This is a genomic window from Parvularcula mediterranea (assembly GCF_013085255.1).
In the GTDB taxonomy this organism is placed as follows: domain Bacteria; phylum Pseudomonadota; class Alphaproteobacteria; order Caulobacterales; family Parvularculaceae; genus Parvularcula; species Parvularcula mediterranea.
The window spans coordinates 1-23,390 of record NZ_JABFCX010000002.1 but is presented as its reverse complement, the minus strand read 5'-3'; the positions used below and the strand labels follow the sequence as shown (position 1 = coordinate 23,390).

General features: G+C 63.0%; 24 protein-coding genes and 1 tRNA gene. 11 read left to right on the top strand and 14 right to left on the bottom strand.

What is annotated here, in order from left to right; all coding sequences use genetic code 11:
- Positions 1 to 22 precede the first annotated feature (22 nt).
- Positions 23 to 4,108 carry a DNA-directed RNA polymerase subunit beta gene (gene rpoB, locus HK107_RS00620; protein ID WP_173195793.1) on the bottom strand — a complete coding sequence of 1,362 codons (4,086 nt, stop codon included), beginning with the start codon at positions 4,106 to 4,108 and terminating at the stop codon, positions 23 to 25.
- 325 nt (positions 4,109 to 4,433) lie between these two features.
- The gene (locus HK107_RS00615; RefSeq protein WP_173195791.1) at positions 4,434 to 5,981 is read right to left on the bottom strand and encodes a winged helix-turn-helix domain-containing protein; all 1,548 of its coding nucleotides are present in this window, start codon (positions 5,979 to 5,981) and stop codon (positions 4,434 to 4,436) included.
- Positions 5,982 to 6,232: 251 nt separating this feature from the next.
- On the opposite strand from HK107_RS00615, the gene HK107_RS00610 reads away from it, so the two are divergent.
- Positions 6,233 to 6,535 carry a UrcA family protein gene (locus HK107_RS00610; protein WP_173195789.1) on the top strand — a complete coding sequence of 101 codons (303 nt, stop codon included), beginning with the start codon at positions 6,233 to 6,235 and terminating at the stop codon, positions 6,533 to 6,535.
- Positions 6,536 to 6,782: 247 nt separating this feature from the next.
- A complete protein-coding gene (locus HK107_RS00605; RefSeq protein WP_173195787.1) occupies positions 6,783 to 7,412 on the top strand; it encodes a glutathione S-transferase family protein in 630 nt (209 codons plus the stop codon).
- Here HK107_RS00605 and HK107_RS00600 read toward each other — a convergent pair.
- The 5 genes from HK107_RS00600 to HK107_RS00580 all read right to left on the bottom strand — a co-directional run bounded on the left by HK107_RS00600 (position 7,409) and on the right by HK107_RS00580 (position 11,367).
- On the bottom strand, positions 7,409 to 8,020 hold the full coding sequence (locus tag HK107_RS00600) for a hypothetical protein (protein ID WP_173195785.1): 612 nt from the start codon (positions 8,018 to 8,020) through the stop codon (positions 7,409 to 7,411). The two genes, HK107_RS00605 and HK107_RS00600, sit on opposite strands and share 4 nt — an antisense overlap.
- A gap of 107 nt (positions 8,021 to 8,127) precedes the next feature.
- Positions 8,128 to 9,009 carry a DUF4349 domain-containing protein gene (locus HK107_RS00595; protein WP_173195783.1) on the bottom strand — a complete coding sequence of 294 codons (882 nt, stop codon included), beginning with the start codon at positions 9,007 to 9,009 and terminating at the stop codon, positions 8,128 to 8,130.
- A gap of 150 nt (positions 9,010 to 9,159) precedes the next feature.
- Positions 9,160 to 9,540 carry a 50S ribosomal protein L7/L12 gene (rplL, locus tag HK107_RS00590; RefSeq protein WP_173195781.1) on the bottom strand — a complete coding sequence of 127 codons (381 nt, stop codon included), beginning with the start codon at positions 9,538 to 9,540 and terminating at the stop codon, positions 9,160 to 9,162.
- Positions 9,541 to 9,580: 40 nt separating this feature from the next.
- Positions 9,581 to 10,111: a 50S ribosomal protein L10 gene (gene rplJ / locus HK107_RS00585; RefSeq protein WP_173195779.1), complete on the bottom strand. Its 531-nt coding sequence runs from the start codon at positions 10,109 to 10,111 to the stop codon at positions 9,581 to 9,583.
- Between the two features lie 164 nt (positions 10,112 to 10,275).
- The gene (locus HK107_RS00580; RefSeq protein ID WP_173195777.1) at positions 10,276 to 11,367 is read right to left on the bottom strand and encodes a hypothetical protein; all 1,092 of its coding nucleotides are present in this window, start codon (positions 11,365 to 11,367) and stop codon (positions 10,276 to 10,278) included.
- A 278-nt stretch (positions 11,368 to 11,645) separates the two neighbouring features.
- Between HK107_RS00580 and HK107_RS00575 the strand changes: the two genes are divergently transcribed.
- Together HK107_RS00575 and HK107_RS00570 are read left to right on the top strand one after the other, a co-directional pair.
- Complete coding sequence (locus HK107_RS00575; RefSeq protein WP_173195775.1) at positions 11,646 to 12,803, top strand: bifunctional 2-C-methyl-D-erythritol 4-phosphate cytidylyltransferase/2-C-methyl-D-erythritol 2,4-cyclodiphosphate synthase; 1,158 nt, start codon at positions 11,646 to 11,648, stop codon at positions 12,801 to 12,803.
- Positions 12,800 to 13,297, top strand: coding sequence for a CinA family protein (locus tag HK107_RS00570; protein ID WP_173195772.1), 498 nt, complete (start codon positions 12,800 to 12,802; stop codon positions 13,295 to 13,297). The genes HK107_RS00575 and HK107_RS00570 overlap by 4 nt, the downstream gene beginning before the upstream one ends.
- On the opposite strand, the gene HK107_RS00565 is transcribed toward HK107_RS00570, so the two are convergent.
- The 5 genes from HK107_RS00565 to HK107_RS00545 all read right to left on the bottom strand — a co-directional run bounded on the left by HK107_RS00565 (position 13,294) and on the right by HK107_RS00545 (position 16,370).
- Entirely contained in the window at positions 13,294 to 13,674 is a 381-nt protein-coding gene (locus HK107_RS00565) for a response regulator (RefSeq protein ID WP_173195770.1), read from the bottom strand. The two genes, HK107_RS00570 and HK107_RS00565, sit on opposite strands and share 4 nt — an antisense overlap.
- A 73-nt stretch (positions 13,675 to 13,747) precedes the next feature.
- The gene (locus tag HK107_RS00560; RefSeq protein WP_173195768.1) at positions 13,748 to 14,362 is read right to left on the bottom strand and encodes a histidine phosphotransferase family protein; all 615 of its coding nucleotides are present in this window, start codon (positions 14,360 to 14,362) and stop codon (positions 13,748 to 13,750) included.
- 50 nt (positions 14,363 to 14,412) lie between these two features.
- Positions 14,413 to 15,711, bottom strand: coding sequence for a M23 family metallopeptidase (locus HK107_RS00555; RefSeq protein ID WP_173195766.1), 1,299 nt, complete (start codon positions 15,709 to 15,711; stop codon positions 14,413 to 14,415).
- A 74-nt stretch (positions 15,712 to 15,785) separates the two neighbouring features.
- Positions 15,786 to 15,980, bottom strand: a complete 195-nt coding sequence (locus tag HK107_RS00550; protein ID WP_173195764.1) for a hypothetical protein — start codon at positions 15,978 to 15,980, stop codon at positions 15,786 to 15,788.
- A 303-nt stretch (positions 15,981 to 16,283) separates the two neighbouring features.
- Positions 16,284 to 16,370, bottom strand: a tRNA-Leu gene (locus HK107_RS00545).
- A gap of 109 nt (positions 16,371 to 16,479) precedes the next feature.
- Here HK107_RS00545 and HK107_RS00540 point away from each other — a divergent pair.
- From HK107_RS00540 to HK107_RS15910, 4 genes are all read left to right on the top strand, one after another.
- The gene (locus HK107_RS00540) at positions 16,480 to 17,127 is read left to right on the top strand and encodes an exopolysaccharide biosynthesis protein (protein ID WP_173195762.1); all 648 of its coding nucleotides are present in this window, start codon (positions 16,480 to 16,482) and stop codon (positions 17,125 to 17,127) included.
- Between the two features lie 73 nt (positions 17,128 to 17,200).
- A complete protein-coding gene (locus HK107_RS00535) occupies positions 17,201 to 17,782 on the top strand; it encodes a disulfide bond formation protein B (RefSeq protein WP_173195759.1) in 582 nt (193 codons plus the stop codon).
- Positions 17,775 to 18,338, top strand: coding sequence for a demethoxyubiquinone hydroxylase family protein (locus HK107_RS00530; RefSeq protein ID WP_173195757.1), 564 nt, complete (start codon positions 17,775 to 17,777; stop codon positions 18,336 to 18,338). Before HK107_RS00535 ends, HK107_RS00530 begins: the two co-directional genes overlap by 8 nt.
- 111 nt (positions 18,339 to 18,449) lie before the next feature.
- Positions 18,450 to 19,601, top strand: coding sequence for a PAS domain-containing sensor histidine kinase (locus HK107_RS15910; protein ID WP_173195755.1), 1,152 nt, complete (start codon positions 18,450 to 18,452; stop codon positions 19,599 to 19,601).
- A gap of 2 nt (positions 19,602 to 19,603) precedes the next feature.
- On the opposite strand, the gene HK107_RS00520 is transcribed toward HK107_RS15910, so the two are convergent.
- Positions 19,604 to 20,470 (bottom strand): MBL fold metallo-hydrolase, encoded by an 867-nt coding sequence (locus HK107_RS00520; protein ID WP_173195753.1) that lies wholly within the window; start codon positions 20,468 to 20,470, stop codon positions 19,604 to 19,606.
- 72 nt (positions 20,471 to 20,542) lie between these two features.
- On the opposite strand from HK107_RS00520, the gene HK107_RS00515 reads away from it, so the two are divergent.
- Genes HK107_RS00515 through HK107_RS00505 form a run of 3 tightly spaced genes read left to right on the top strand, consistent with a single transcriptional unit; the run spans position 20,543 to position 22,189 of the window.
- Positions 20,543 to 20,866 (top strand): ArsR/SmtB family transcription factor, encoded by a 324-nt coding sequence (locus HK107_RS00515; protein ID WP_173195751.1) that lies wholly within the window; start codon positions 20,543 to 20,545, stop codon positions 20,864 to 20,866.
- Positions 20,863 to 21,393, top strand: coding sequence for a rhodanese family protein (locus HK107_RS00510; protein WP_173195749.1), 531 nt, complete (start codon positions 20,863 to 20,865; stop codon positions 21,391 to 21,393). Before HK107_RS00515 ends, HK107_RS00510 begins: the two co-directional genes overlap by 4 nt.
- A gap of 4 nt (positions 21,394 to 21,397) precedes the next feature.
- On the top strand, positions 21,398 to 22,189 hold the full coding sequence (locus tag HK107_RS00505) for a sulfite exporter TauE/SafE family protein (RefSeq protein ID WP_173195747.1): 792 nt from the start codon (positions 21,398 to 21,400) through the stop codon (positions 22,187 to 22,189).
- Positions 22,190 to 22,522: 333 nt separating this feature from the next.
- On the opposite strand, the gene HK107_RS00500 is transcribed toward HK107_RS00505, so the two are convergent.
- Positions 22,523 to 23,390, bottom strand: an 868-nt coding sequence (locus HK107_RS00500) for a tetratricopeptide repeat protein (protein WP_173195745.1), incomplete at its 5' end; no start/stop codon positions are given.

The window sequence follows — 23,390 nt, the reverse complement described above, 5'->3', positions numbered from 1 at the left end:
GATCTCTCCTCCGGCCGAAGGCTTATCGGTTCTGAAGCTCGACGTTCAGACCGAGCGAACGCATCTCTTTGACGAGGACGTTGAAGCTCTCCGGGATACCGGCTTCGAAGCTGTCGTCGCCGCGGACGATCGCTTCATAGACCTTGGTCCGGCCCGCGACGTCGTCCGACTTCACGGTGAGCATTTCCTGGAGGGTGTAGGCGGCACCGTAAGCCTCAAGAGCCCAGACTTCCATCTCGCCGAAGCGCTGACCGCCGAACTGCGCCTTACCGCCCAGCGGCTGCTGGGTGACGAGCGAGTATGGGCCGATCGAGCGGGCGTGGATCTTGTCGTCGACAAGGTGGTGCAGCTTCAGGAGGTACTTGTACCCCACCGTCACCGGACGCGCGAAGCTGTCGCCGGTACGGCCATCGTAAAGCGTCACCTGACCCGTTTCGGAGATGCCTGCTTTCTTCAGGTGCTCGACGATCTCGCTTTCGCGGGCACCGTCGAAGACCGGGGTGCCGATCGGCACGCCCTTGAAGAGGTTCTTGCCGAGCTCCTTGAGGTCTTCCTCGTCGGTCGGAAGCTCCTGGTCCTCGCCGTACACGTCACGCAGCTTGGCGATGTAATCGTCCTTACCCGAACGACCCTGCTGCCACGCTTCCCAGGCTTCCTGAATGTCGCGGCCGAGGCCACGGCAGGCAAAGCCGAGGTGCGTTTCGAGGATCTGGCCGACGTTCATCCGCGAGGGAACGCCGAGCGGGTTCAGGACGATGTCGACAGGCGTGCCGTCTTCGAGGAACGGCATGTCTTCCATCGGCGCGATCTTCGAGATGACACCCTTGTTGCCGTGACGGCCGGCCATCTTGTCGCCGGGCTGAAGCTTGCGCTTCACGGCCACGAAGACCTTGACCATCTTCATCACGCCCGGAGGCAGCTCGTCGCCGCGCTGGAGCTTCTCGACCTTGTCCTTGAAGCGGTCTTCGAGGCGCTCACGGCTCTCGTCATACTGCTTCTTCAGGCCCTCGATCTCGCCCATCTTGGCGTCGTCGGCGATGGCGATCTTCCACCACAGGCCACGCTGGGTCTCTTTGAGCTTGTCGCGGGTGATCTCACCCTTGCCGAAGCCCTTCGGACCCGAAACAGCCTCCTCGCCGAACAGCAGGTCTTCGAGGCGGCCGAAGATGTTCCGGTCAAGGATCGCCTGCTCTGCGTCACGGTCAATGGCGAGACGTTCGATCTCGTCACGTTCGATCTGCTGAGCACGCTCGTCTTTCTCGACACCGTGGCGGTTGAAGACTCGGACCTCGACCACCGTACCGGCAACGCCCGGCGGCAGCTTGAGCGAGGTGTCGCGCACGTCAGCAGCCTTCTCACCGAAGATGGCGCGCAGGAGTTTCTCCTCCGGCGTCATCGGGCTTTCGCCCTTCGGCGTGATCTTGCCGACGAGGATGTCGCCAGGGTGCACTTCCGCACCGATCGCCACGATGCCCGCCTCGTCTAGGTTGCGCAGGGCTTCCTCGGAGACGTTCGGGATGTCGCGGGTGATCTCTTCCGGGCCAAGCTTCGTGTCACGGGCGGCGACTTCGAATTCCTCAAGGTGGATCGAGGTGAAGACGTCGTCGCGCACGATCCGCTCACTGATGAGGATCGAGTCTTCGAAGTTGTAGCCGTTCCAGGGCATGAACGCGACGAGCACGTTCTTGCCGAGGGCGAGTTCACCAAGGTCCGTGGACGGACCGTCAGCAATGATGTCCCCTGCCTCGACCTCGTCACCGATCTTCACCAGCGGGCGCTGGTTGATACAGGTGTTCTGGTTCGAGCGCTGGAACTTGCGCAGGTTGTAGATGTCGACGCCAGGCTTGGAGCTGTCCTGCTCCTTGGTGGCGCGGATCACGATGCGCTGGGCATCGACCTGCTCCACGAAGCCTGCACGGCGGGCAGCCATGGCAGCACCAGAGTCCCGGGCCACGACGCTTTCCATGCCGGTACCGACGTAGGGCGCTTCAGCCTGCAGGAGCGGCACAGCCTGCCTCTGCATGTTCGAACCCATGAGTGCGCGGTTGGCGTCATCGTTCTCGAGGAACGGGATGAGCGCTGCGGCGACCGAGACGAGCTGCTTCGGCGAGACATCGATGAACTGGATCTCTTCGCGCGGGACGAGCATCGCTTCACCGCGCCAACGGGCGTTGACGAACTCGTTGGCGAAGGAGCCGTCTTCGTTGAGGTCGGCGTTGGCCTGAGCGATGGCGTGGCGCTGCTCTTCCATGGCGGAGAGGTAGACGACCTCGCCGGTCACCTTACCGTCCACGACGCGGCGGTACGGGCTTTCGATGAACCCGTACTTGTTCACTTGGGCGTGAGTTGCGAGCGAGTTGATGAGACCGATGTTCGGGCCTTCCGGCGTCTCAATCGGGCAGATCCGGCCATAGTGGGTCGGGTGAACGTCGCGGACCTCGAAGCCTGCACGTTCACGCGTCAGACCACCCGGCCCAAGCGCGGACATGCGGCGCTTGTGGGTGATCTCGCTGAGCGGGTTCGTCTGGTCCATGAACTGGCTGAGCTGCGACGAGCCGAAGAACTCGCGAACTGCGGCGGCGGCCGGTTTCGCGTTGATCAGGTCGTTCGGCATGATGTTGTCGATCTCGACCGACGACATGCGCTCCTTGATCGCCCGCTCCATGCGGAGAAGGCCGATACGGTACTGGTTCTCCATGAGCTCGCCGACCGAGCGCACCCGGCGGTTGCCGAGATTGTCGATGTCGTCGATCTCGCCGCGGCCATCGCGGAGGTCGTTGAGGGTCTTCAGGACCGAGATGATGTCTTCCTTGCGCAGCGTACGCTGCTCGTCGGTGACGTCATCGTTGGAGAACCCGAGGCGCATGTTCATCTTCACGCGGCCAACGGCGGAGAGGTCATAGCGCTCTTCATCGAAGAAGAGGCCCGAGAAGAGAGCTTCTGCGGTGTCGAGTGTCGGCGGTTCGCCCGGACGCATGACGCGGTAAACGTCGATCAGCGCAGTCTCGCGGCCATTGTTCTTATCGGCTGCCAGCGTGTTGCGCATGTAGGCGCCGATGTTGACGTGGTCGATGTCCAGCGTCTCGAACTCCGAGATGCCAGCCTCTTCGAGGCGCTCGAGCGCATCCTCGTCCACCTCGTCACCAGCTTCTGCGTAGAGCTCACCCGTCTCGCGGTTGACGAGGTCGCGGGCGAAGTAGCGGCCCAGCATCTGCTCGCGGGTCAGGAAGAAGGCTTTGACGCCGTCCTCTTCGAGCTTCTTGATGGTCCGTGCGGTGATCTTCTTGCCGCCTTCGATGGCGACTTCGCCGGTCTCGGCGTCGACGAGATCGCGGTCAGGCTTGGAGCCCTGCAGCTTCTCCTTGTCGAGCGGCATGGTGAAGCCGTGGCCCTGGGCCTTGTGCTCCACGCGACCGTAGAAGATCTCGAGAATGTCTTCCTGATCCATGCCGAGGGCATAGAGAAGCGTCGTCGCGGGCAGCTTCCGGCGACGGTCGATGCGGACGTTGACGATGTCCTTGGGGTCGAACTCGAAGTCGAGCCAAGAGCCGCGGTACGGAATGATCCGTGCAGCGAAGAGCAGCTTGCCCGAGGAGTGGGTCTTGCCCTTGTCGTGGTCGAAGAAGACGCCCGGCGAACGGTGCATCTGGGAGACGATCACCCGCTCGGTGCCGTTGATGATGAAGGTACCATTGTCGGTCATGAGCGGCAGTTCGCCCATGTAGACTTCCTGCTCCTTGATGTCCTTGACGGACTTGGAGCCGGTGTCCTCATCGACCTCGAATACGGCGAGCTGGAGCTTGACCTTCAGCGGCGCCGAATAGGTCATGTCGCGCTGCATGCACTCTTCGGTATCGAACTTGGGGTCTTCGAACTCGTAGGAGACGTACTGGAGGTACGCGGTCTCGGTGAAGTCAGAGATCGGGAAGACCGACTTGAAAACGGCTTCGAGCCCGTCGCGCTTACGTTCGTCCGCCTTCACATAACGCTGCAGGAATGCCTCGTAGGATTCCCTCTGAACCTGGATCAGGTTCGGCATGGTCACCGCGTCGCCGATGCGACCGAAACCCTTGCGGATACGTTTTTTCTCGACAAAACTCTGAGCCATAAATCGCCCTTACCCTGGCCCCCGTTGGGGCCTGTTGTCTGGTGCCAGGGCCGGCGGGCCACTGGCAGAATTCTCAACGCCTCGCGGCGTCACGAGCTGCGCCCGGCGGAGCGCAGCGGCTGGAAAAGCGCCAAAGCCCCGCGCCCATCGGGCGAGCGGGGTGAAAAGCGCTCACAAAATCAAATGTTTAAAACGAAATCCGTTCGCACGTGCACAGCCAATCCCGGGAAGGCCGCCGACCCCGGGAACGCGCCCGTTAAGCCAAACCTAACCTGTTGACAAGCGCTTTTTTCCCGCATCTGTGAATCCCGTCAGGGGCTTACAGCTACCGGTTGGATGGAACCGCCCTCACCTCACCAGGCGGCGGCGGTGGTCCCGGAGCATCAGACCTCTGCTCCAGATAGGCAGGGTGACCGGGATCCGAAAGACCCAGCCGTTGCCGCACCGTTGCTGCCTCGGCGAGTCTCCCCTGCTCAGTCAGTTCTTCTGCCAGCATCTGCCGAGCGAGGTTCCTGAGCGGTCCGTTCTTATGGGTGATCTTGCGAAGCGCATTCTCTCGCCCCTTCTCGGACAGCTGCATCTCTCCCAACAGCATCTCCGCCAGGTCCACGGTCGCCTCGTCCTTGTCATTCTCCATACTGAGAGCCTGTTCGAGCGAAGCGAGCGCTACAGCTGGCGGCTCCGTCGCGCCTTGCGAGAAAGCCCAGCGGGCATGAGCCACGGCATGGACAGCCCAGACCGAGGCATTGTCGGAAGCCACGTCGAGCAAGAGCTCCGCCGCCTCGACCTGCTCGATCCCCGTCGGGAAGTTCCGCGCCTTGGCGCAGTACTTCATGGCTACGGGTAGGAAGCGTGAGCCCATGTCCCAGACATCGAAGCCCCTGATCGCGCATCCGATCGTGTGGCCGACATCGCCGAGTACATCGGCCTCGAAAGCGTCCACATCACCCCCTTGATGGACGATCGTGTCGTACCAGACGAGCCCGTCCGAGCCATTGTGCCTTAGCTCAATCGCAGCTGACAGCGCGCCGTCGCTGGCCTCGGTCATCTCCACGTCGAGGATGAGTGCCGCGCGCTGCGCATCGCTTCGGTAGTCGATATTGTTGGCCATCAGGATCGCCGGGAGCCCGCGGGTGAGATCAGCGATGACCTGTTGATCGCCCTCTCCTTCGCCGAAAGCGATCTCACCGATGGCGATACCAGACGCGCCGCCGATCCCGGTGCCCTCCTGCCGGACGAGCATGACCACGAAGATCGATCCGATGATCAGTGTGGCAACGGAGATGACGCCGACCATCTTGAAAAGGCTGCTGCTCGCGTAGGCGATGACCCGGCCAAGGGGCCATTCCTGCGCCGTTGTCCGTTCTTGCGGAGCTTGGTCGAGAACGATCGCTTCTTGATGGCCCGCTTCGGTGAGGTCGTCCGAAGAAACCGGCGATGGAAGATCGGCCGACGTGGAGCTTTCCGCCGGAGGGGTATCGAGAGGCGCCTCTGCAATCTCTTCCGCCTCAGCTTCAGGCTCGGCGCTCTCCGCCAGGCTGACGGGTGCGCTCAGGCAATAGCCACGCTTCGGGACCGTCTCGATATAGAGAGTGTCGCTGTCCGACTTGAACGCCTTCCTGAGGAGCGAGACCGCCCGCGTCAGGCTTTCGTCCGAGCCGATCCGAGTGCCCCAGACATCATCGAGCAGCGCGCCGCGCGACAGAACTTCTCCCGGGCTCCTGACGAAGCGCGCGAGAAGGTCCGCCACCTTGGGCTCAAGCGTGGTTTCCCCGCCTTCCCCGATGAGAAGGTTCCGGTCACGTTCAAAGGTGAAGGCACCGATCTGGAAAGTGCCTGTCGCTTCGTCTGTTTGCCCGCCGACTTGATCCAACGCTTCATTCCTCCTGCCCTCAGGGCAAAACTGTGGATGCAGACACCCTAATGCCAGCCGCCCAACGCAGAAAAGGTGTGATAGCGACCTGATGATTACCTGAGGATGGGGCTGAAGACACCCTCTAAGCCCCTGTTTTTACGCCACCTCAGGCGATGATCAGTGCGACCTCGCCTATCCATCTTCTTTCCATCGGGTCACCAGCGCCGCCGTTTCCCAGGTCATTCCCTGTCGCAACAGAGGACTGACACATGACCAACTTCAAAACCATCGCAGCCGCCATCGCCGTCGCTACCGCGGGTCTGACCGCAGGTGCCCACGCAGGTGATTTCTCCTTCTCCTACGAGAAGGAAGAGCTTCTCACCGCCGATGGCCGGACGGCTCTTTATGAGCGCCTGCGCGTCGCGGCCCACCACTACTGCCGCAGCACCGCTCCGACCCAGACCTTCGCGCCCCGGAAGAGGGCCTGCGAAGTGGAGATCATGACCTCGGCGGCTGAGAGCTTCGACAGCCCGGCCTTCGCTGCCCTCGTTCGGGAAGAGCAAAACGCCTGAGGGTGTCCTCCGGGCCGGCCCCCTGTCAGGCCCGACCATCAGGCGTGGCGGTAAGCTGAGTCCGGGCGGCCCTGCCGCATAGAGACCGGGCCCAGCCCCGCCAGCCCCGCCGCCTGGCCCCCCGTGGACAGGCGGCACGCGCCGGTTCCTCCCAGAAAGGACCGGCGCAGGGTCACCGCAACTGCAGGCGCCGCTTGCTTCGTTCTTTCTATGTTCTAGAGGGTTCCCGTGCGAACAGGAGAGCGCCATGACCCTCGATTTCTACACGAACCCAATGTCCCGCGGGCAGATCGCGCGTTGGGCTCTGGAAGAGACCGGCGCTCCCTACAACGAGCATATCATCAGCTACGGCCCGGAGATGAAAGGCGAGGCCTACCTCGCCATCAACCCGATGGGGAAAGTGCCTGCCCTCAAACACAATGGCGCGGTGGTGACAGAGGCTGCCGCGATATGCGCCTACCTCGCCAGTGCCTTTCCTCAGTCAGGTCTCGCGCCGTCGGCAGAGGAAAGCGCTGACTATCACCGGTGGATGTTCTTTGCCGCTGGGCCGATGGAGAGCGCGATCTCGTTTCACTCCGCGGGCTTCAAGCCCACCAAGGAGCAAACCGCGACCTTTGGCTTTGGCAGCTACGAGATGATCCTCGACGTGGTGAAGGAGAAGCTCTCGCGGGACAGCTATGCCTGCGGCGAACGCTTCGCGATGGCTGACGTCTATCTCGGCAGCCAGATCGGTTTCGGCACGCAGTTCGGCACCCTCCCGAAGGAGGATGTCTTTACGGCCTACATCGAACGCCTCGCCAACCGAGACGCCTTCAAGAAAGCCAAAGCACGGGACGCAGCACTCATCGCCGAGATGCAGGCTAGCAAGAGCGACTAACCGAGAAGGCCGAGCGCCAGCCAGCGGACGCCAAGGAAGATCGCTATACTCGCGACGGTCGCAAAGCCGGTGACCAGCAATCCGAGAACGATCGGTAGCCGCGCGTTGAACATCGCTCCTGCCACCGCAGAGCAGAGCGCCCCGATCAGGCCTGCCACACCGCCCTCGATAGCGCCGTCAACGAAACCGTTGAATCCGAGGTCGGTCCTCACAGCGAAGGCAGCGACGATCGTCGCCATGAACGGAACATTCGCGATCCCCGTCAGGGCTTCATTGGGCTCATCCTCGAGCGCCTCGTCGAACTCCATCGGCGTGATCGACTTGAAGCCGGTCGACCAAGCGTCACCTCCCTCGGCAAAGTCTCGAAGGACCCGCACCACGTCATCGACGGCCGTGAGATTATCGAGACGCCGGTAATCCACGCTCGGCTCGTCGAGATAGTAGAGATCGAACGAGTCCTCGAACGCGATCACGATTAGCCATTCGGTCTGCGTCTTCACGAGCGTCAGCATCCGAAGCCGGTAGTGATGGAGCTTCGCCACGGCCTGACGAATGCCCTCTTCCGACACGTCAGCCTGCTGCGTGCCGTCCCCAAATACCAATAACATAGCGCCCTACCCTTACCCGGCTTCAAAGCTTAGCACAGGAACATCCGGCGGAAAGGCGCATTTCGCCGAAGATCTACAGGTCGATAGACGCTTGTTTTGTCGGCATCCTACCCCCGCCGGAACACAGCGCGGAGGAATCGCCGGGCGATGAAGAAGCCCGGGATCGCGACGATCAGCCAAGGCAGCGCGGCGGCGACGAACGTGATCACCGATGCGAGGCTCTCGGCGACGATGCCAAAGAAGTCCCGGAAAGCGCGGGTGAGCGGCTCACCGGTGCTTGGCGCAACCGCCTTGCGGATCGACTGGTAGCGCAGGTCCATCCGGTCCATCGAGACCCGCGCCTCAAGAGCCTTCAGATAGCTCTCAGTGCTCTCAATCTCGCCCTGCACCCGCGCTAGCTCGCGCTCGACCTGCAGGAGGTCGCCGATATCGTCCGTGTCCTTCTCAAGGAGGAGCAGCAGCCGGTCGCGCAACTTCTTCTGGGCATCGAGACGCGCGGAGGTGTCAGTGATCTGTCGCGTCAGGTCCTCGACGGAGGAGGATTCAGAGATCACCTCCCCTTCGGCGGCATTCACTTCCGCAGCGAGACCGCTCCGGAAGGCTTCCATGAAGGGCTTGCTCGCCCGGAAGGAGAGCTGGCCGTAGACGCTGTCCTCGACCCTTCCGCCCACGGAGCTGTTGAGCACCTGACAGACGGATGGCCCCGCTTCGCGGCACGCCTGCTCGTGGACGCTCACCATGGGCTTCACGACTTCCACCGGGAGGCGCAGTTCCGCGCGATAGCTGTAGGCGAGATATTGCCCGACGGGAGCTTCCGCCTCACCGGAGGAAGGCGGCGGCGCAGCTGCGGCACTGCGCTTGCGGGCTCCGCTCACAGGGATAGCCTCGTCGGCCACCATCATCGGCTCGGCCTCGATGACCTCTTGGACCCCCTGCTCTTGGCAAGCGGCGATACCAAGCACAGCAGCGGCGATCAGAAAACGCTTCATCCCATCCCTCCCCGGACAGTTCTTACGGAAGGGAACCCCGCGCCGGGCCCCGGCGCAAGTGACCAGCCTGAGAGGAACCCTCAGGACAAAAGAAAACCCCGCGGCATCGCTGCCGCGGGGCTCTCAATAAAACGCTTATGCGCAGCGAGGTTACTTGACCTCGACGCCAGCGCCAGCAGCTTCGAGCTTGCCTTTGAGCTCTTCGGCTTCTTCTTTCGAAACGGCTTCTTTGACCGGCTTCGGAGCGCCTTCGACGAGCTCCTTGGCTTCTTTGAGGCCCAGGCCGGTGATGCCGCGAACTTCTTTGATGACGTTGATTTTCTTGTCGCCAGCCGAAGTGAGAATGACGTCGAACTCGGTCTTCTCTTCAGCTGCGCCGCCACCGTCGCCGCCAGCCGGGCCAGCCATCACGACGCCGCCGCCAGCGGCCGGCTCGATGCCGTGTTCGTCTTTGAGGTAGTCCTGGAGTTCTTTGGCTTCGAGGAGGGTGAGGCCAACGAGCTGGTCAGCGAGAGCTTTGATGTCTGCCATGGTTTTGTTTCCTTAGGTAGTCAGTAGAAAGAGGATTGGGTTAGGCGTCTTCTTTTTCGGTCATCGTCTTCAGGCAGCCAGCAATGTTGGCAGCCGGAGCGCCGATGGCACCGGAAATGTTCGTCCACGGAGCGGTGAGGCTGCCGGAGATTTGAGAGAGGACTTCTTCGCGCGAGGGCATTTTCGAAAGGCTGTCGATGCCAGCGGCATCAAGAGCGGTCTCACCCATCAGGCCGCCGAGGATCTCGAGAACTTCGAGCTTCTCATTGTCCTTGGCCCATTTGACGATGACTTTCGGAGCCGTGACGGGATCTTCCGAATAGGCAACGAAGGTCGGACCGGAGAAGTACTGTTTGACGTCCGAACCCGGACGATCGCCGATGGCGATTTTCGCAAGGCGGTTCTTGACGACTTTCACGCCGCCACCCGCTTCACGCATCTTGTTCCGCAGGTCGGTGACCTGGGCGACGGTCATGCCGGCGTTCTTCATGACCACAACGACTTCGTTGTCGTTGAGGACATTTTCGAACCAACCGACCTGATCCGATTTCTGATCCCTTGTAAGGGGCATAGAGGTCTCCGCATTGGGCAGATGAAGAAACACCGCGGCGGAGATCGGCGCGAGTCTCTGCTTGGCAGAGGGGACGCGCCCGGGAAGGCTATCAGCCGTCTCGGCAGGGCTTATGGTGTGCCTGCGGTCTTCGACGTGGCGCAGCTCACCTGCGCGAGCCCGGGCTACTGCCGCAGAGATGTCCGCGGGTCAAGCCCCTGCTGCCGATCGGCCGTGCAGGAAGCAGGCGCGCCGTCGGCAAGTCGCCTGACCGAGGTCATCGGGCGCGCCCTGACATCGAGCGCCGACGAGTTACCATTGGGACCGGCCCAAGGGCGCGGGAAGCGCTCGCGTCGCTCGATGAGCGGGGCGTTCAGGCCACCGCTCGCCACGGCGTAGCCAAGCTCGTCGAGGATCAGGCTGCCCGAGAGCTCTGCGTCAGTGTCGAGCTTCTGGATCAGGGAGACGGCCAGCGCCCTGTCCTCCGGGACGTCCTCAGGAGCCTCGGACTGGCCGAGGCTGAGGGCGTAGATGCGGAGGCCACTTGCCCTGCCCGTACAGGCCCGGCGGATGGCTTCCGCGAGGTTCTCGGCCCGGTCGCGGGCCCGGCGGACGTTCCGCTCACGGGAGCCATCGGCGGATGCCGAACCGTAGACGAGAAGCGCTTCGGCGCTGCAGAGGGCCGTATCACTGGCAAGGTACGAGGCGGCGCTGCCGACTGTGCGGCCACTGCCGCTCATCATCACGCGGTCGTCCTTGGCGTACTGCCAGTAGGCGCCGGTATCGATCGACTCGAAGGCAAGCTTGGCAGGTTCCTCGACCGTGTCGGTGACATAGCAGGGCACGCAGTTGCCAGCGCGCTGGAATTCTCCGGTAGAGCAGGATGCGACTTGCGCCACGGGGTCAGGCTCGACCTCAGGCTCTTCAAGAATGGGTTCTGGCTCGGGCTCAGCTTCCGCTTCGGCACGGGGCAGCCAGACAAGGAAGGCGAGAAAGGCGATGGCCGCTGTGAAGACCGTGGCGAGCGATTTGACCGACTCCTGAGGGATCAGCGCAATGGCAAGGCCAAGAGCCGACAGGCCGCCGAACAGCATGGCCATGGTCAGCCCGCCGCCGGCACCCGGCGCAGGCTGGGCTACGAGATCGGCAGGCGGGACGGCCCAGGCGCAGCCATTGGCGCAGAGAAACTTCGCTGCCATAGCGCCGCCAAGTCCAGCGATCACAGCGATAATGACCGCCAAGACGATCCCGCGCAGAATGTTGCCAATCAGCCCCATCAGGCTCCCCTTCCATCGGCATCGTTTCGACACCGACGAGCAGTTTAACATTTGCAGGGTTCCGAAGCGAGTCGGGAGGAAGGAGCGCTGAGCCAGGCTTCATCTCTCCCTGTGGGAGAGATCGGCATCTGTGATGCCGAGTGAGGGTGTTTTGTCGCCAGGCGCTGCCCGCCCTCACCCGAAATCGGAGATTTCGACCTCTCCCGCAGGGAGAGGTGATGCCATTTCCGAAACAACAAAGACTACCCCCTCCCCGCGGTTTCTGCGAAGGGCGGGCCATGAAGTCAGTCGCGCTCATCGTCGCCGCCGGGAAAGGCCTCCGTGCAGGGGGCGAGATTCCCAAACAGTACCAGGAACTGGGCGGAGAGCCCGTGCTTCGCCGGACGCTCCGTGCGTTTGCTCAGCACCCTGCCGTGAGCGCCGTCCTCTGTGTGATTGGAGAAGGGCATGAGGAGCTGTTCGCCGCTGCTGCTGAGGGTCTCGAAGGCGTCCTGCCGCCGGTTCGGGGCGGCGCTGAGCGGCAGTCTTCCGTCCTCCGTGGGCTGAAGGCTCTCGAAGGCGAAGGCGCAGACATCGTCCTGATCCATGACGGCGCGAGACCGCTCGTCAGCGCGCGGGTCATCGACGACGTCATCTCAGCCGCGAGCGAGAAAGGCGGGGCCATCGCTGCCCTTCCCCTCGCCGACACGCTGAAGCGCGAGAAGGATGGGGGCACGATCGAGGAGACCGTCCCCCGCGCTGGCCTCTGGCGAGCGCAGACGCCCCAAGGCTTCCGCTATTCCGACATACACGACGTCCATCGTCAGTATGCCGAGCGTGAGGACATGACCGACGACGCCTCCCTCTTCGAGGCGGCAGGCCGAGACGTCGCTCTGGTCGAGGACGACCCCAGCAACATCAAGATCACCCGGCCCAAGGACTTCGTCCTGGCGGCCCGGCTACTGGAGAGCGCCATGGAGACCCGCACCGGCTCTGGCTTTGACGTGCATGCCTTTGAGGAAGGCGATCATGTGACCCTCTGCGGTGTACGCATTCCGCATACGCACAAGCTGAAAGGCCATTCCGACGCTGATGTCGGAATGCACGCCCTGACCGACGCCATCTACGGCGCGTTGGCTGACGGCGATATAGGCCAACATTTTCCGCCTTCGGACGAGCAGTGGCGGGGCGCGAAGAGCCACGTCTTCCTCAACCACGCGGCAGAGCTCGTGAAGAAGCGCGGCGGGAAGATCATCCATTGCGACATAACTATCATGTGCGAGGCGCCCAAGGTCGGCCCGCACCGTGAAGCCATGCGCGCCGCGCTGGCTGAGATCATGGGCATCGACCTTAGCCGGGTCGCGGTGAAAGCAACGACCACGGAGAAGCTGGGCTTCACCGGCCGGGGCGAAGGCATCGCGGCGCAGGCCGTGGCGAGCGTGGCACTCCCCGCATGACCGACCGCCAGAGCATCGCCCTCGTCGACGAGATCATCGCCCGCGCCAGTACGGAGGGACTGACGATCGCGACAGCCGAAAGCTGCACGGGCGGGATGATTTCCTCCGCCCTCACCTCCGTACCCGGATCGTCAGCAGCCTTCACCTTCGGCTTCGTCACCTACGCAAATGGAGCCAAGACGAGCCTGCTCGGCGTTTCGGAGGACATTCTGGATGAGCACGGAGCGGTCAGCCGCGAGGTGGCCTTCGACATGGCCTTCGGCGCACGGCAGCGGGCCTCGGCTGACATCGCAGTCTCGGTCACAGGCGTCGCTGGCCCCGGCGGCGGAACGGATGAGAAGCCCGTGGGCCTCGTCTGGTTTGGCCTGTCGGGAAGCTTCGGCACGATCACCGAGCGTCGGGTCTTCCCCGCAGGCTCGCGCGATTTCATCCGTATGCAGGCCGCGAGGACAGCGCTGAGGCTGATCCTCCGCGGCATTGAGCTTTCGGTCTAAGCGGCGCGCTTCACCTCGAAGCCGCAGCCCTGCAGCGCGCCTGCAATGGTGTCGAGGTCATAAGGCTTGAGGACATAGTGGCTGGCCCCTGCCGCCCGCGCGAGCGCGAATTGCTTGGGCTCATTCTCTGTCGCCAGAAGGATGACCGCAGGCCTCCGCGAAGCGCCGCGGTCCGCGAGCCCTGCGAGCAGGTCCAGCGCACCAAGCTTTGGCAGGTCCCAGTCGAGGAGGATCACGTCCGGCTCATCCACCGCAATCGTCTCGAGCCCCTCGGCAGCGCTCGACGCGGTCTCCACGTCGAGGCCGAGCTTGCCGACGATATCCGACAGCACCTCACGGACGCGTTCGGAATCCTCGATGACCAGACACTTGCTCATTTTGCCCTCTCCCTGTTCTCGCCGGTTGTCAGCCAAACAGGCTCAACCCGCGTTTAAGGATAAGGGACAAAGTTTAGGAAAGTCTGAGGGTTATGACTTCTTCGCCAACGGAAGTGGTGATCGTCTTGCCAGCTGACGTTGCAAGGCTGTGCGCCAGGCGCGCCGGCATGATCTTCGGCTCTTCCTCGACGGTCTCGCCTTTGAGGGCAGCGTCGATGTCTTCGGGCAGGCGCGCGCGAGGTCCGGTGGCGACGAGCAGGATGGCATCACCCTCACGCTCGACCCTGACTTCAGAGCCATTGCGGGGGACCAGCCGCTCACCCAGCAGCAGCATGTTGAGGAGCGCCCTGCCCTCGAGCTTGGAGACTGCACCCGTATCGAGCGCCCAGACCAGCGTCGGCTTCAGGTGCTCGTAGAGCTTCTCCGTCAGGCGCTTGAGGTCGTCCGTACCGAGAGAACCCTCGGCTCCACCCGATGCGCCGTAAGCCGTCCGTGCGAAGTCGATCGTAGCAAGAAGCCGCGAGGTCGATTCAGCGACCAGGCTCTCCGCATGCTGACGCATCTCAGGGTCGCTCTCGGTCGCCAGGACGTCGAGACCGGTATTGAGCGCGCCTGCTGGATTAATGAGGTCGTGGCAGAGCCGCGATGCGAGAAGCGATGCGAAGGTGACGTCGACGGGCTGCGACATGGCTGGTTCTCCTGCCTGAAACTTTGAACTCCGAAGCAGCCCGCAAATGGTTACGGAAGTCTTGCCTCTGCAACTGCGAAGGGCGTGATGCGAAGGCTGTCCGCCCCTTCTCTCCTGCCCTCGAAGCGTGCCTTCCCCTCTCCGGTCAAGGTCTCACCGACGGCAACCTTCACGGTTTCGGGGTTCTGCTGCTCTCCGTCGCGGAGGACCTCGTAATGGAGGTGGGGCCCCGTGGAGCGGCCCGTGGAGCCGACATAGGCGATGACCTCGCCCTGCCTGACCTTGTCGCCTTCCTTGAGGCCCGGGGCAAAGCGGTCGAGGTGGGCATAGGCCGTCTCGATGCCGCCTGAATGCTCAAGCCGGACGTAATTGCCGAACGTGCCCCGTGGGCCTGCGAGCTTTACGACCCCGTCGCCAGCGGCGAGCACAGGCGTGCCGCGGGGCGCGCCGAAGTCGATGCCTGCATGGCCCTTCACGAAGCCAAGGACCGGGTGCCGCCTGCGCCCGAAGCGCGAGGTCACGCGGGCGCCGTTGATCGGGGTCTTCATGAGAAGCGTGCGCGGGTCCCTGCCCGTGGCGTCGTAGTAAGAAGCTTCCTCTGCGCCCTCAGGCTTGTAACGGTAATAGCCCTTCGCCTCGATCCCGCCGCGCCAGGTCAGCGCTGCGAAGACGATGTCGCCATAGCCGACCTCGTTGCCTGCGCTGTCGAGGAGTATTTCGTAGACGACTTCGAAGCGGTCGCCGCGGAAGATCTCTCGCGCGAAGTCGACGTCGAAGGCAAAGACGTCGGCGAAGCGCAGCATGACTTCCCTTGGAACGTCGGCGCCGAAGGCAGCGGAGAAGAGCGAGCGGTTGATCTCGCCAGCAGCAGCTGCGTAGCGGGTCTCAAGCTCAACCGGGCGGCTCTGGGCTTCGAAGCCATCGGCCGTCCGTCCCACGACGATCTGGCGGTCGGTGCCGAGGAAGACTTCCATGGCGAGGAGCGCACGGGGGTAGCGGCCGCCTGCCACCTGATAGACCGTGGCGGGGCCGTTCATGAACTTGACCCTGACGGTCGTACCTTCAGGAAGCCTCTCGAGCTCAGCCGCTTCAAAGAAAACCTTGCTGGCAGCTTCAGCGTCGCTGTCCATCACGCCCATGCGCTTGAGGAAGTCTGGAAGCGCTTCGCCTTCGATGATCGGCTCACTGATGAAGCGGGTCTTGTCGCGGTAGCTGCGGAAGGCTTCAAACAGGCTGTCGTCGGAGAGAGTCTGGCTGCCCGACCAGAGCGGACGCGGCGCGTCGTCCTGCGCGGCTGCGGGAAGCAGCGCGCCGAAGAGCCATGCGATGATCAGCCCTGTCCGCAGCATGGCCGCTTCTTTGCCCCTTGAGTGTGGCAACCTCAAGGCGGCCGAGAATACGGTTAGGAGAGGGTTCCGAAGCGTCAGGCCTTCTTCATCTCGCGCAGCACCTGCTGGATGTACTGGTCGAGATCCAGCTCTCCCGTCGCCTGGCCTTCGAGGCGCTGGCGAATGAGGTGCGGGAGGGTCGAGGGGTCAGGCTCGCCAGCCGCAACGACGGTCGATTCGATGATCCGGCGCAGAGCGGCCTTGTCGAGGCCCTTGGCTTGTTCGGTCATGGCTTGGCTCCCAGTAGTCTTGGTTCTGATGTGGAGAGCGAACGCGGAAATCCAAGCTATGGTTCGCTGGGCCTGTCTCTGCGTTGGGAGAGACTAGCATCTTCGATGCTGCGATAGGGGAAGGAGCCCAATGCGTGGCACAGAAGCCCCTCTCCCTCGGTCCCTCTCCCCTAGGGAGAGGGAGGGGCAAGTTGCGCCGCTGTGCCTTCATCTCAACGGTTCCGCTGGAAGGCGCACAAGCGTGCGTCCGGGCCGGTCAGGCCCGCCCCATCGGAGGCGCCACGCGCCGTGAGATAAAAGAAATGGTACGGGTAGTCGGACTCGAACCGACAAGGTGTTGCCACCGGGGGATTTTGAATCCCCTGCGTCTACCAATTCCGCCATACCCGCACGGAAGCCTTGGTTTAGTCGCGTTGCGGCGCATGTCCAGAGCCGTCAGAGCCGCTTGGTTTCTTAACGGACGCGGGCTAACCGAAGGGTCTCGACGAAGGGACCTTCCATGAGCTCATCAGACAGCGCCGCGCCGCGGGTCACTGTTCTCCTCTCCAACGTGCTCGAGCGCTTCGAGCCGAAGGAGGCCCTGCCTGAGGGTGAGGAGAAGAAGATCACGCTGGCGGAGCTGATTGATGCGCTGGATGAGCGGGCGTTTGGTCTTGGTATCCTGATCCTTGCCCTGCCCTGTGCGATCCCTTTCCTCTACGGCATTCCGCAGATCGTGGCGCTGCCCATGCTCGCCCTTGCGGCGCAGCTGGCGGCGGGACGTGAGCATCCCTGGCTGCCCAAGGCACTGGGCGAACGGCAGATCTCCGTGAAGGGGCTGAAGAACGTCGTGGACCGGGCGCGCAAGACGATCGGGTTCGTTGAGAACCTCTCAGCGCCTCGGCTGACCTTTCTTTCAGACGGTGTCGGTGCGCGCATCATCGGGGCGCTGATGCTGATCCCTGCGGCGTCAATTCTCGTGCCTCTGCCCATGACCAACACACCTCCGGGTATTGGTGTGGCAATTGCGTCGGTTGGCCTTCTCCAGCGCGACGGGTTCCTGATCCTCCTCGGGCTGACGGCAAGTGTCTGCTGGGTGTTCCTTCTGATCTTCGTGGGAGCCGAAGGGATTTCGGCGTTGAAGGACCTCATCGTTTCAAGGCTCTAGGGGCCTGCGACTTACCCGCACTGTGGCGCTTGCAGCGCTTTCTTCGCCTCGTGAACGCTTCTAGGTCTGAGTCATGGATCAACGGATTGCGCGCCTTATCGAGCCTCGCAACGCAGTCATCGCGGCCCTCGCCGCGAGCGGCCTGCTCATCGTTGGTGCGCATCTGTTTGAGCGGGTTGGCGGTATGCCGCCTTGCCTCCTTTGCCTAGACCAGCGTGAAGCCCATTGGGCGGCGATTGCCGGCGCGGTGATGACTCTCGGCCTCGTCGCTGCGTTTGGGAAGGTGGACCGCATCCTTGCCGCCGCCCTCGGCGCGATCTGCCTCCTCTATGTCTTCTCGACCGGGCTCGCGGGCTATCATGCCGGTGTCGAATGGGGCTTCTGGGAAGGCCCCAAGCAATGCTCGGCCGTCGGGAACATTGATACCACAGCCATCAGCTCCGGGGATTTCCTCTCCGAACTCGAACGGCCCGCTGAAGGTCCCAGCTGCTCCGAAGCGGCGTGGCGGATGCTCGGCATTTCCATGGCCGGATACAACGCGCTGATTTCCCTTGCGCTCGCGATGATCACAGGGTTCTCCTGCATGCGTATCGCGAAGGGTCTCCGCCAAGATCGGCTGACTGGCCCCGCCGTCACCGAAGGTAGCCATGGCTGAAGCAGCAACCCTGCCGAAGAAACCGACCCATCTCGGCCGTAGGACCGAGGAGATGCTGCGTGTCGATCATGCCGGTGAGTATGGCGCGGTGCAGATCTACAAGGGCCAGCGCGCGGTCTTCGAGAAGCTCAAGCACAAGGCGCGGATGACCGACCTCCTCCGCGAGATGGAAGAAGGCGAGGAGAAGCACCTCGAAACCTTCGACCGAATGCTGACCGAGCGAGGCGTCAGGCCAACGCTCTTCGCTCCTCTCTGGAACGCCGCAGGCTTTGCTCTGGGAGCTGGCACGGCACTGATGGGCGAGAAGGCTGCCATGGCCTGCACATCGGCGGTCGAGAGCGTCATCGAAAAACACTACCAGGAGCAGGTCGACGAGCTCGAGAACAAGGGCGAGGACGAGCTCCGCGATACCTTTGCCGAGTTCCGCGAAGACGAGCTCGGGCACCATGACACTGCGATCGCCGAGGGCGCCGAGGAAGCACCCGGCTATTCGCTCCTGCGCGGCCTGATCACGGCTGGCTGCAAGGTCGCCATCAAGGTCAGCGAAAAGATCTAGGCTCCCGCCACGCGGGATCGTGAAAGCATCGCTAGAAAGCGGTGCGGCCTGTCCATCGTTTAGCAAACCTACTGCGCAAAACTCCCGGCGAGGATCATTGCCGGGGGAAGTGTGTCGATTGCCGCCGAGACTGCTAGCGAAGCAACGGGCGCGTCCGAGGGCGACAAGCGGGAGGCACTTCTCGATGCGCTCTCGCGGGCAGCGCATGTCGGGGGCTGGTGGCTCGAGAAGGCGTCGGGTGACCTGACCTGGACGCGCGAGACCTATGTGATCCACGGCCTCGATCCGAATGGCGATGTCGATCTCTCCGGTGCCATCGATTTCTACGCTCCCGAGGCGCGCGAGACGATCACGCGGGCCGTTGGGCGGTGCCTCAACGAAGGCGTCCCCTACGAAGTCGAACTGCCGCTGGTCGATGCTACCGGTCGGCCGAAGCAGGTGCGCGCCATTGGCAGGCCTTCGATTGTCGATGGACAGGTCGTGGCCGCCTACGGATCGTTTCAGGACATCACCGACCAGATCCGCCTGCGCCGCGAGCTGACCGAGAGAGCGCGGCAGGCCGAAATGGCGCACCGCGCCCGGTCGAGCTTCCTGTCTGCGATCTCCCATGAGATCCGTACACCAATGACGGGCATCATCGGATCGGTCGACCTTGCCGTTGAGCAGGTCAAAGATGAAACCGCCAAGGCCAGCCTCTCCATCGCGCTGAAATGCGCCCAGCGTCTGCAGTTCCTGCTTGAAGATGTGCTGGATTATTCCGCCCTCGAAGCTGGCAATGAATGCTCCGCGTTCGAACCGGTAGAGCTCAGCAAGCTCGTGGATGACGTTGTCGAGAGCATCGATCATGCTGGCGAAGTGACAGGGCAGGTCCGCTTCCTTCCGGAGGCTGATGTTCCTGAGACCATTAAGGCAGACATGACGAAGCTTCGCCGGGTCCTTCGCCATCTCATCGGAAACGGCTTCAAGTTCGGATCGAGGCCGCAAGTCACGCTGAGCGTTGAGCGCCGCTACTGGACCGGTCGCGACGAGTACCTCTTCTCCGTAAGGAGCCCCGGCGCTGAGATCCCTCGCGAGCTTCGGGCCAGCATCTTCGAAGCGTTCACCCAAGCCGACATGTCCTCCACGAGAGAAAGAGACGGCGCAGGCATCGGCCTCGCGCTCTCCCGCGCCACGACTGAGTCGATGGGCGGAGAGCTTGGCTACAACCGGATCGGCGACAGCCTGAACGAGTTCTGGTTTTCGATCCCCACCAAGATCATCTGACCTCAGCCCATCTTGTTGATGGGCAGGCGCAGGTAGACCGTCCCGTCATCATCGGCTTCGGGCATCGAACCGCCGCGGATGTTCACCTGCAGCGAAGGCAGGATGAGCTTGGGTGCGCCGAGGGTCTTGTCCCGTGTCTCACGCATGCTGACGAATTGCTCCTCCGTCTTGCCCGCGCCAACATGGATGTTGGAGCGTTTCTGTTCTCCGACAGTCGTCTCCCACTGGTAGGTCTCACGACCCTTTGGCAGGTAGTCGTGTCCGACGAAGACCCGCGTCTCCTCAGCGAGAGAGAGGATCTTTTGGATCGAGCGGTAGAGCGTCCGGGCATCGCCGCCCGGAAAGTCCGATCGCGCCGTCCCGAAGTCCGGCATGAAGAGCGTGTCGCCCACGAAGATCGCATCGCCGATCTGATAGCTGATGCAGGCGGGTGTATGTCCCGGCGTATGAAGTACGCGGACGTCCAATGAGCCGATCTGGAAAGTCTCTCCGTCCACGAACAGCTTGTCGAAAACATCCGCAGCTGCCTCCTCGCTTTCGACACCAAAGAGCGGCGCGAACTTGGTCTGGACCTCGGTGATATCCGTGCCGATACCGATCTTCGCGCCGGTCTTCTCTGCAAGAACCTTGGCAGAGGTCAAATGGTCAGCGTGCGCGTGGGTCTCGAGGATCCAATCGACGGTCAGCCCCTGCTCTGCGACCACACCCAGCATCTCGGAAGCACTCTCCGTCGACGTCCGGGCGGCCGCCAGATCAAAGTCCAGCACCGGGTCGATGATCGCCGCTTTCTTCGTGGCGGGGTCTGAGACGATGTAGCTGATCGTGTTCGTGACCTCGTCAAAGAACGCCTGAACGTCAGGATTTGCCATGGTCTGAGCCTCCGTGTGCAGCTCTTATATATTAGGGGTTGCTAAATTAGCAAGGGCTTATATATTGATCTCATGAACGCAGTACTCGAACGACTACCGGAGGATTTCGCGGCCAAGGCTTCAGACGCCGCTGGCCTCCTACGAACCATGGGTAACCCCAACCGCCTGATGATCCTTTGCCGCCTCGGCGGTGGGGAACTCTCGGTTGGGGCGCTGGGAGAGGGTTTCCCCCTCAGTCAATCTGCCCTTTCCCAGCACTTGGCCGTTTTGAGAGCGGAGGGCCTCGTTGCCACCCGCAAACAGGGGCAATCAGTGTACTACAGGATTGCCAACCCGGGGGTTGTTTCCATCATCGAGACCCTTGCCTCGATCTATTGTCCGGAGATGCTCAAATGACGACGCTCACGAAAATCAAGGCCGAAGAAGCCAGGACGCGCATGGCGGATGGCAGCCTCACCCTGATCGACATTCGCGACCCTGACGAGTTCGCGCGAGAACATGTGGCGGGTGCCCGCTCTGTGCCGCTGACTAAGATCCAGTCGGGAGAGGCGGACCTTCCGCATGGCGAACGCGTGGCCTTCATGTGCCGCTCTGGCAACCGCACCGACGTGCACTGCGCAGCGCTCGAAGCGGCGGTCGGCGACGATGCCATGATCCTCGAAGGCGGCCTCATGGGCTGGCAGGCCGCTGGTCTTCCCACAAAGAAGAACGAGAGTGCGCCCCTTGAGATCATGCGCCAGGTGCAGATCACAGCGGGCAGCCTCACCCTTCTCGGTGTCATCCTCGGCTTCCTCGTCAACCCGGCCTTCTTTGGCCTGTCGGCCTTCATCGGAGCTGGCCTGACCTTTGCTGGCGTCAGCGGCTGGTGCGGCATGGCCAAGCTTTTGGGCGCGATGCCCTGGAACCGGACGGCGGCTGCCTGACCTGATGGAGCTGAGCCTCGATCTCACCGCGATGCTCCTGACGCTGATGAGCGGCGCGCTGGTTGGCGTGCTGCTCGGAACGTTCGGGGGCGGAGGATCGGTGCTGGCGGCTCCTCTCCTTCTCTATGTGGTGGGCGTGGGTGATACGCACCTCGCCCTTGGCACTTCTGCAGCAGGTGTGGCTGCCATCGCTCTCTTTGGTCTTTTAGGGCATTGGCGAGCGGGGAGGGTAAAATGGGCCTGTGCCTTGACCTTTGCGCTTGCCGGGATGGGCGGTGCACTGATCGGAGCTTCGCTGGCCAAGGCGACGGCGGATGATGTTTTGCTGCTCGCTTTCTCAGGGGCGATGGCAGCGGTGGCCCTCGCGATGTTCCGTAAGCCGAAGAGCCTTGGTGATCCTTCGGTTTCCATGACCAAGGGCCGGCTTGCGCGGCTTCTTCCCGTGGGCGGGGTGGTTGGTGGAGCGTCGGGGTTCTTTGGGATTGGCGGGGGGTTCCTGATCGTACCTGGGCTGATGGCTGCTGCAGGGATGACGCTGACCCATGCTGCGGCGGCGTCGCTGGTCTCGGTGGCAGCGTTCGGCGCGACGACGTCGGCGAGCTATGCTGTGTCGGGGCTGGTCGATGCTCGGCTCGTCGTGCTGATGCTGGCAGGCGGCGCGATGGGCGGCCTCCTCGGCATGAAGCTCTCAGCGGCGCTCGAAGGGCGGCAGCAGCTGGGGCGCCGGCTGTTCGCAGGGATGATCCTGCTGGTCGCGGCCTTCATTGCGGTGGATGCAGGCACGCGGGTTTTCTGATTGGTTTGAGGCACGAATAATCGCCGCCCGGGGCCAGGGCCTCGGCGGGGATGCGGGTGTCCGGGCGCGGTTTGGGCCGTGCTCAGCAAGTTTAGTAGGTACACGGCCAAAGCCGCGCCCGGCAGCGCTTTATGCGAGAGGCCATGTCCGCGGGGCTTTGAGACCCGGCGGCTAAGCACTTCAAACTCTCAAGCAGGCACGAGGGCTCGTGACACCCCCTCACCCACCGGCGCCGCAGCCGAAGCAAGAAACGGAACGACCGGCTCAGCCCGCGTCCTTCAGCCAACGGATGGTGTTTTAGAGGATGGGGGTGGAGCGGGGATAAGTTGGTGGCTATTCAGCCCTGAGACCCTCGAGGACCTGAACTGTGGAATCGAGCGCTCGCGCCCAAACGACGTTCGTAGGGTCCCTATCAACCAGTACTCTCCCAATGGCGAGCCCGCGTTCGGCATAGTCCAAGGCTTTCTCTCGAAGTATTATCGTTCGGGGCAGCAGTGCCAGTTTCATAAGACCAAACCAAATGTCCTGTTGCCATTCCGTTTTCCCGGCGTCACGCCCGGCAAGCTCTTCCCGGATCGCAAGGCCCGCCTCATAGGATGACAGCGCGCCGGGAAGGTCTCCCTGCGCCACGCGGACATCGCCGATCTTGTTATGGCTGACCGACAGGTCACGCTGCCATTCCGTGTTCCCGGCGTCACGCCCGGCAAGCTCTTCCCGGATCGCAAGGCCCGCCTCATAGGATGACAGCGCGCCGGGAAGGTCTCCCTGCGCCACGCGGACATCGCCGATCCTGTCATGGCTAATCGACAGGTCACGCTGCCATCCCGTGTTCCCGGCGTCACGCCCGGCAAGCTCTTCTGCGATCGCAAGGCCCGCCTCATAGGATGACAGCGCGCCGGGAAGGTCTCCCTGCGTTCTCCGGACATCGCCGATCTTGTTATGGCTGACCGACAGGTCACGCTGCCATTCCGTGTTCCCGGCGTCACGCCCGGCAAGCTCTTCTGCGATCGCAAGGCCCGCCTCATAGGATGACAGCGCGCCGGGAAGGTCTCCCTGCGCTCTCCGGACATCGCCGATCTTGTTATGGCTGACCGACAGGTCACGCTGCCATTCCGTGTTCCCGGCGTCACGCCCGGCAAGCTCTTCTGCGATCGCAAGGCCCGCCTCATAGGATGACAGCGCGCCGGGAAGGTCTCCCTGC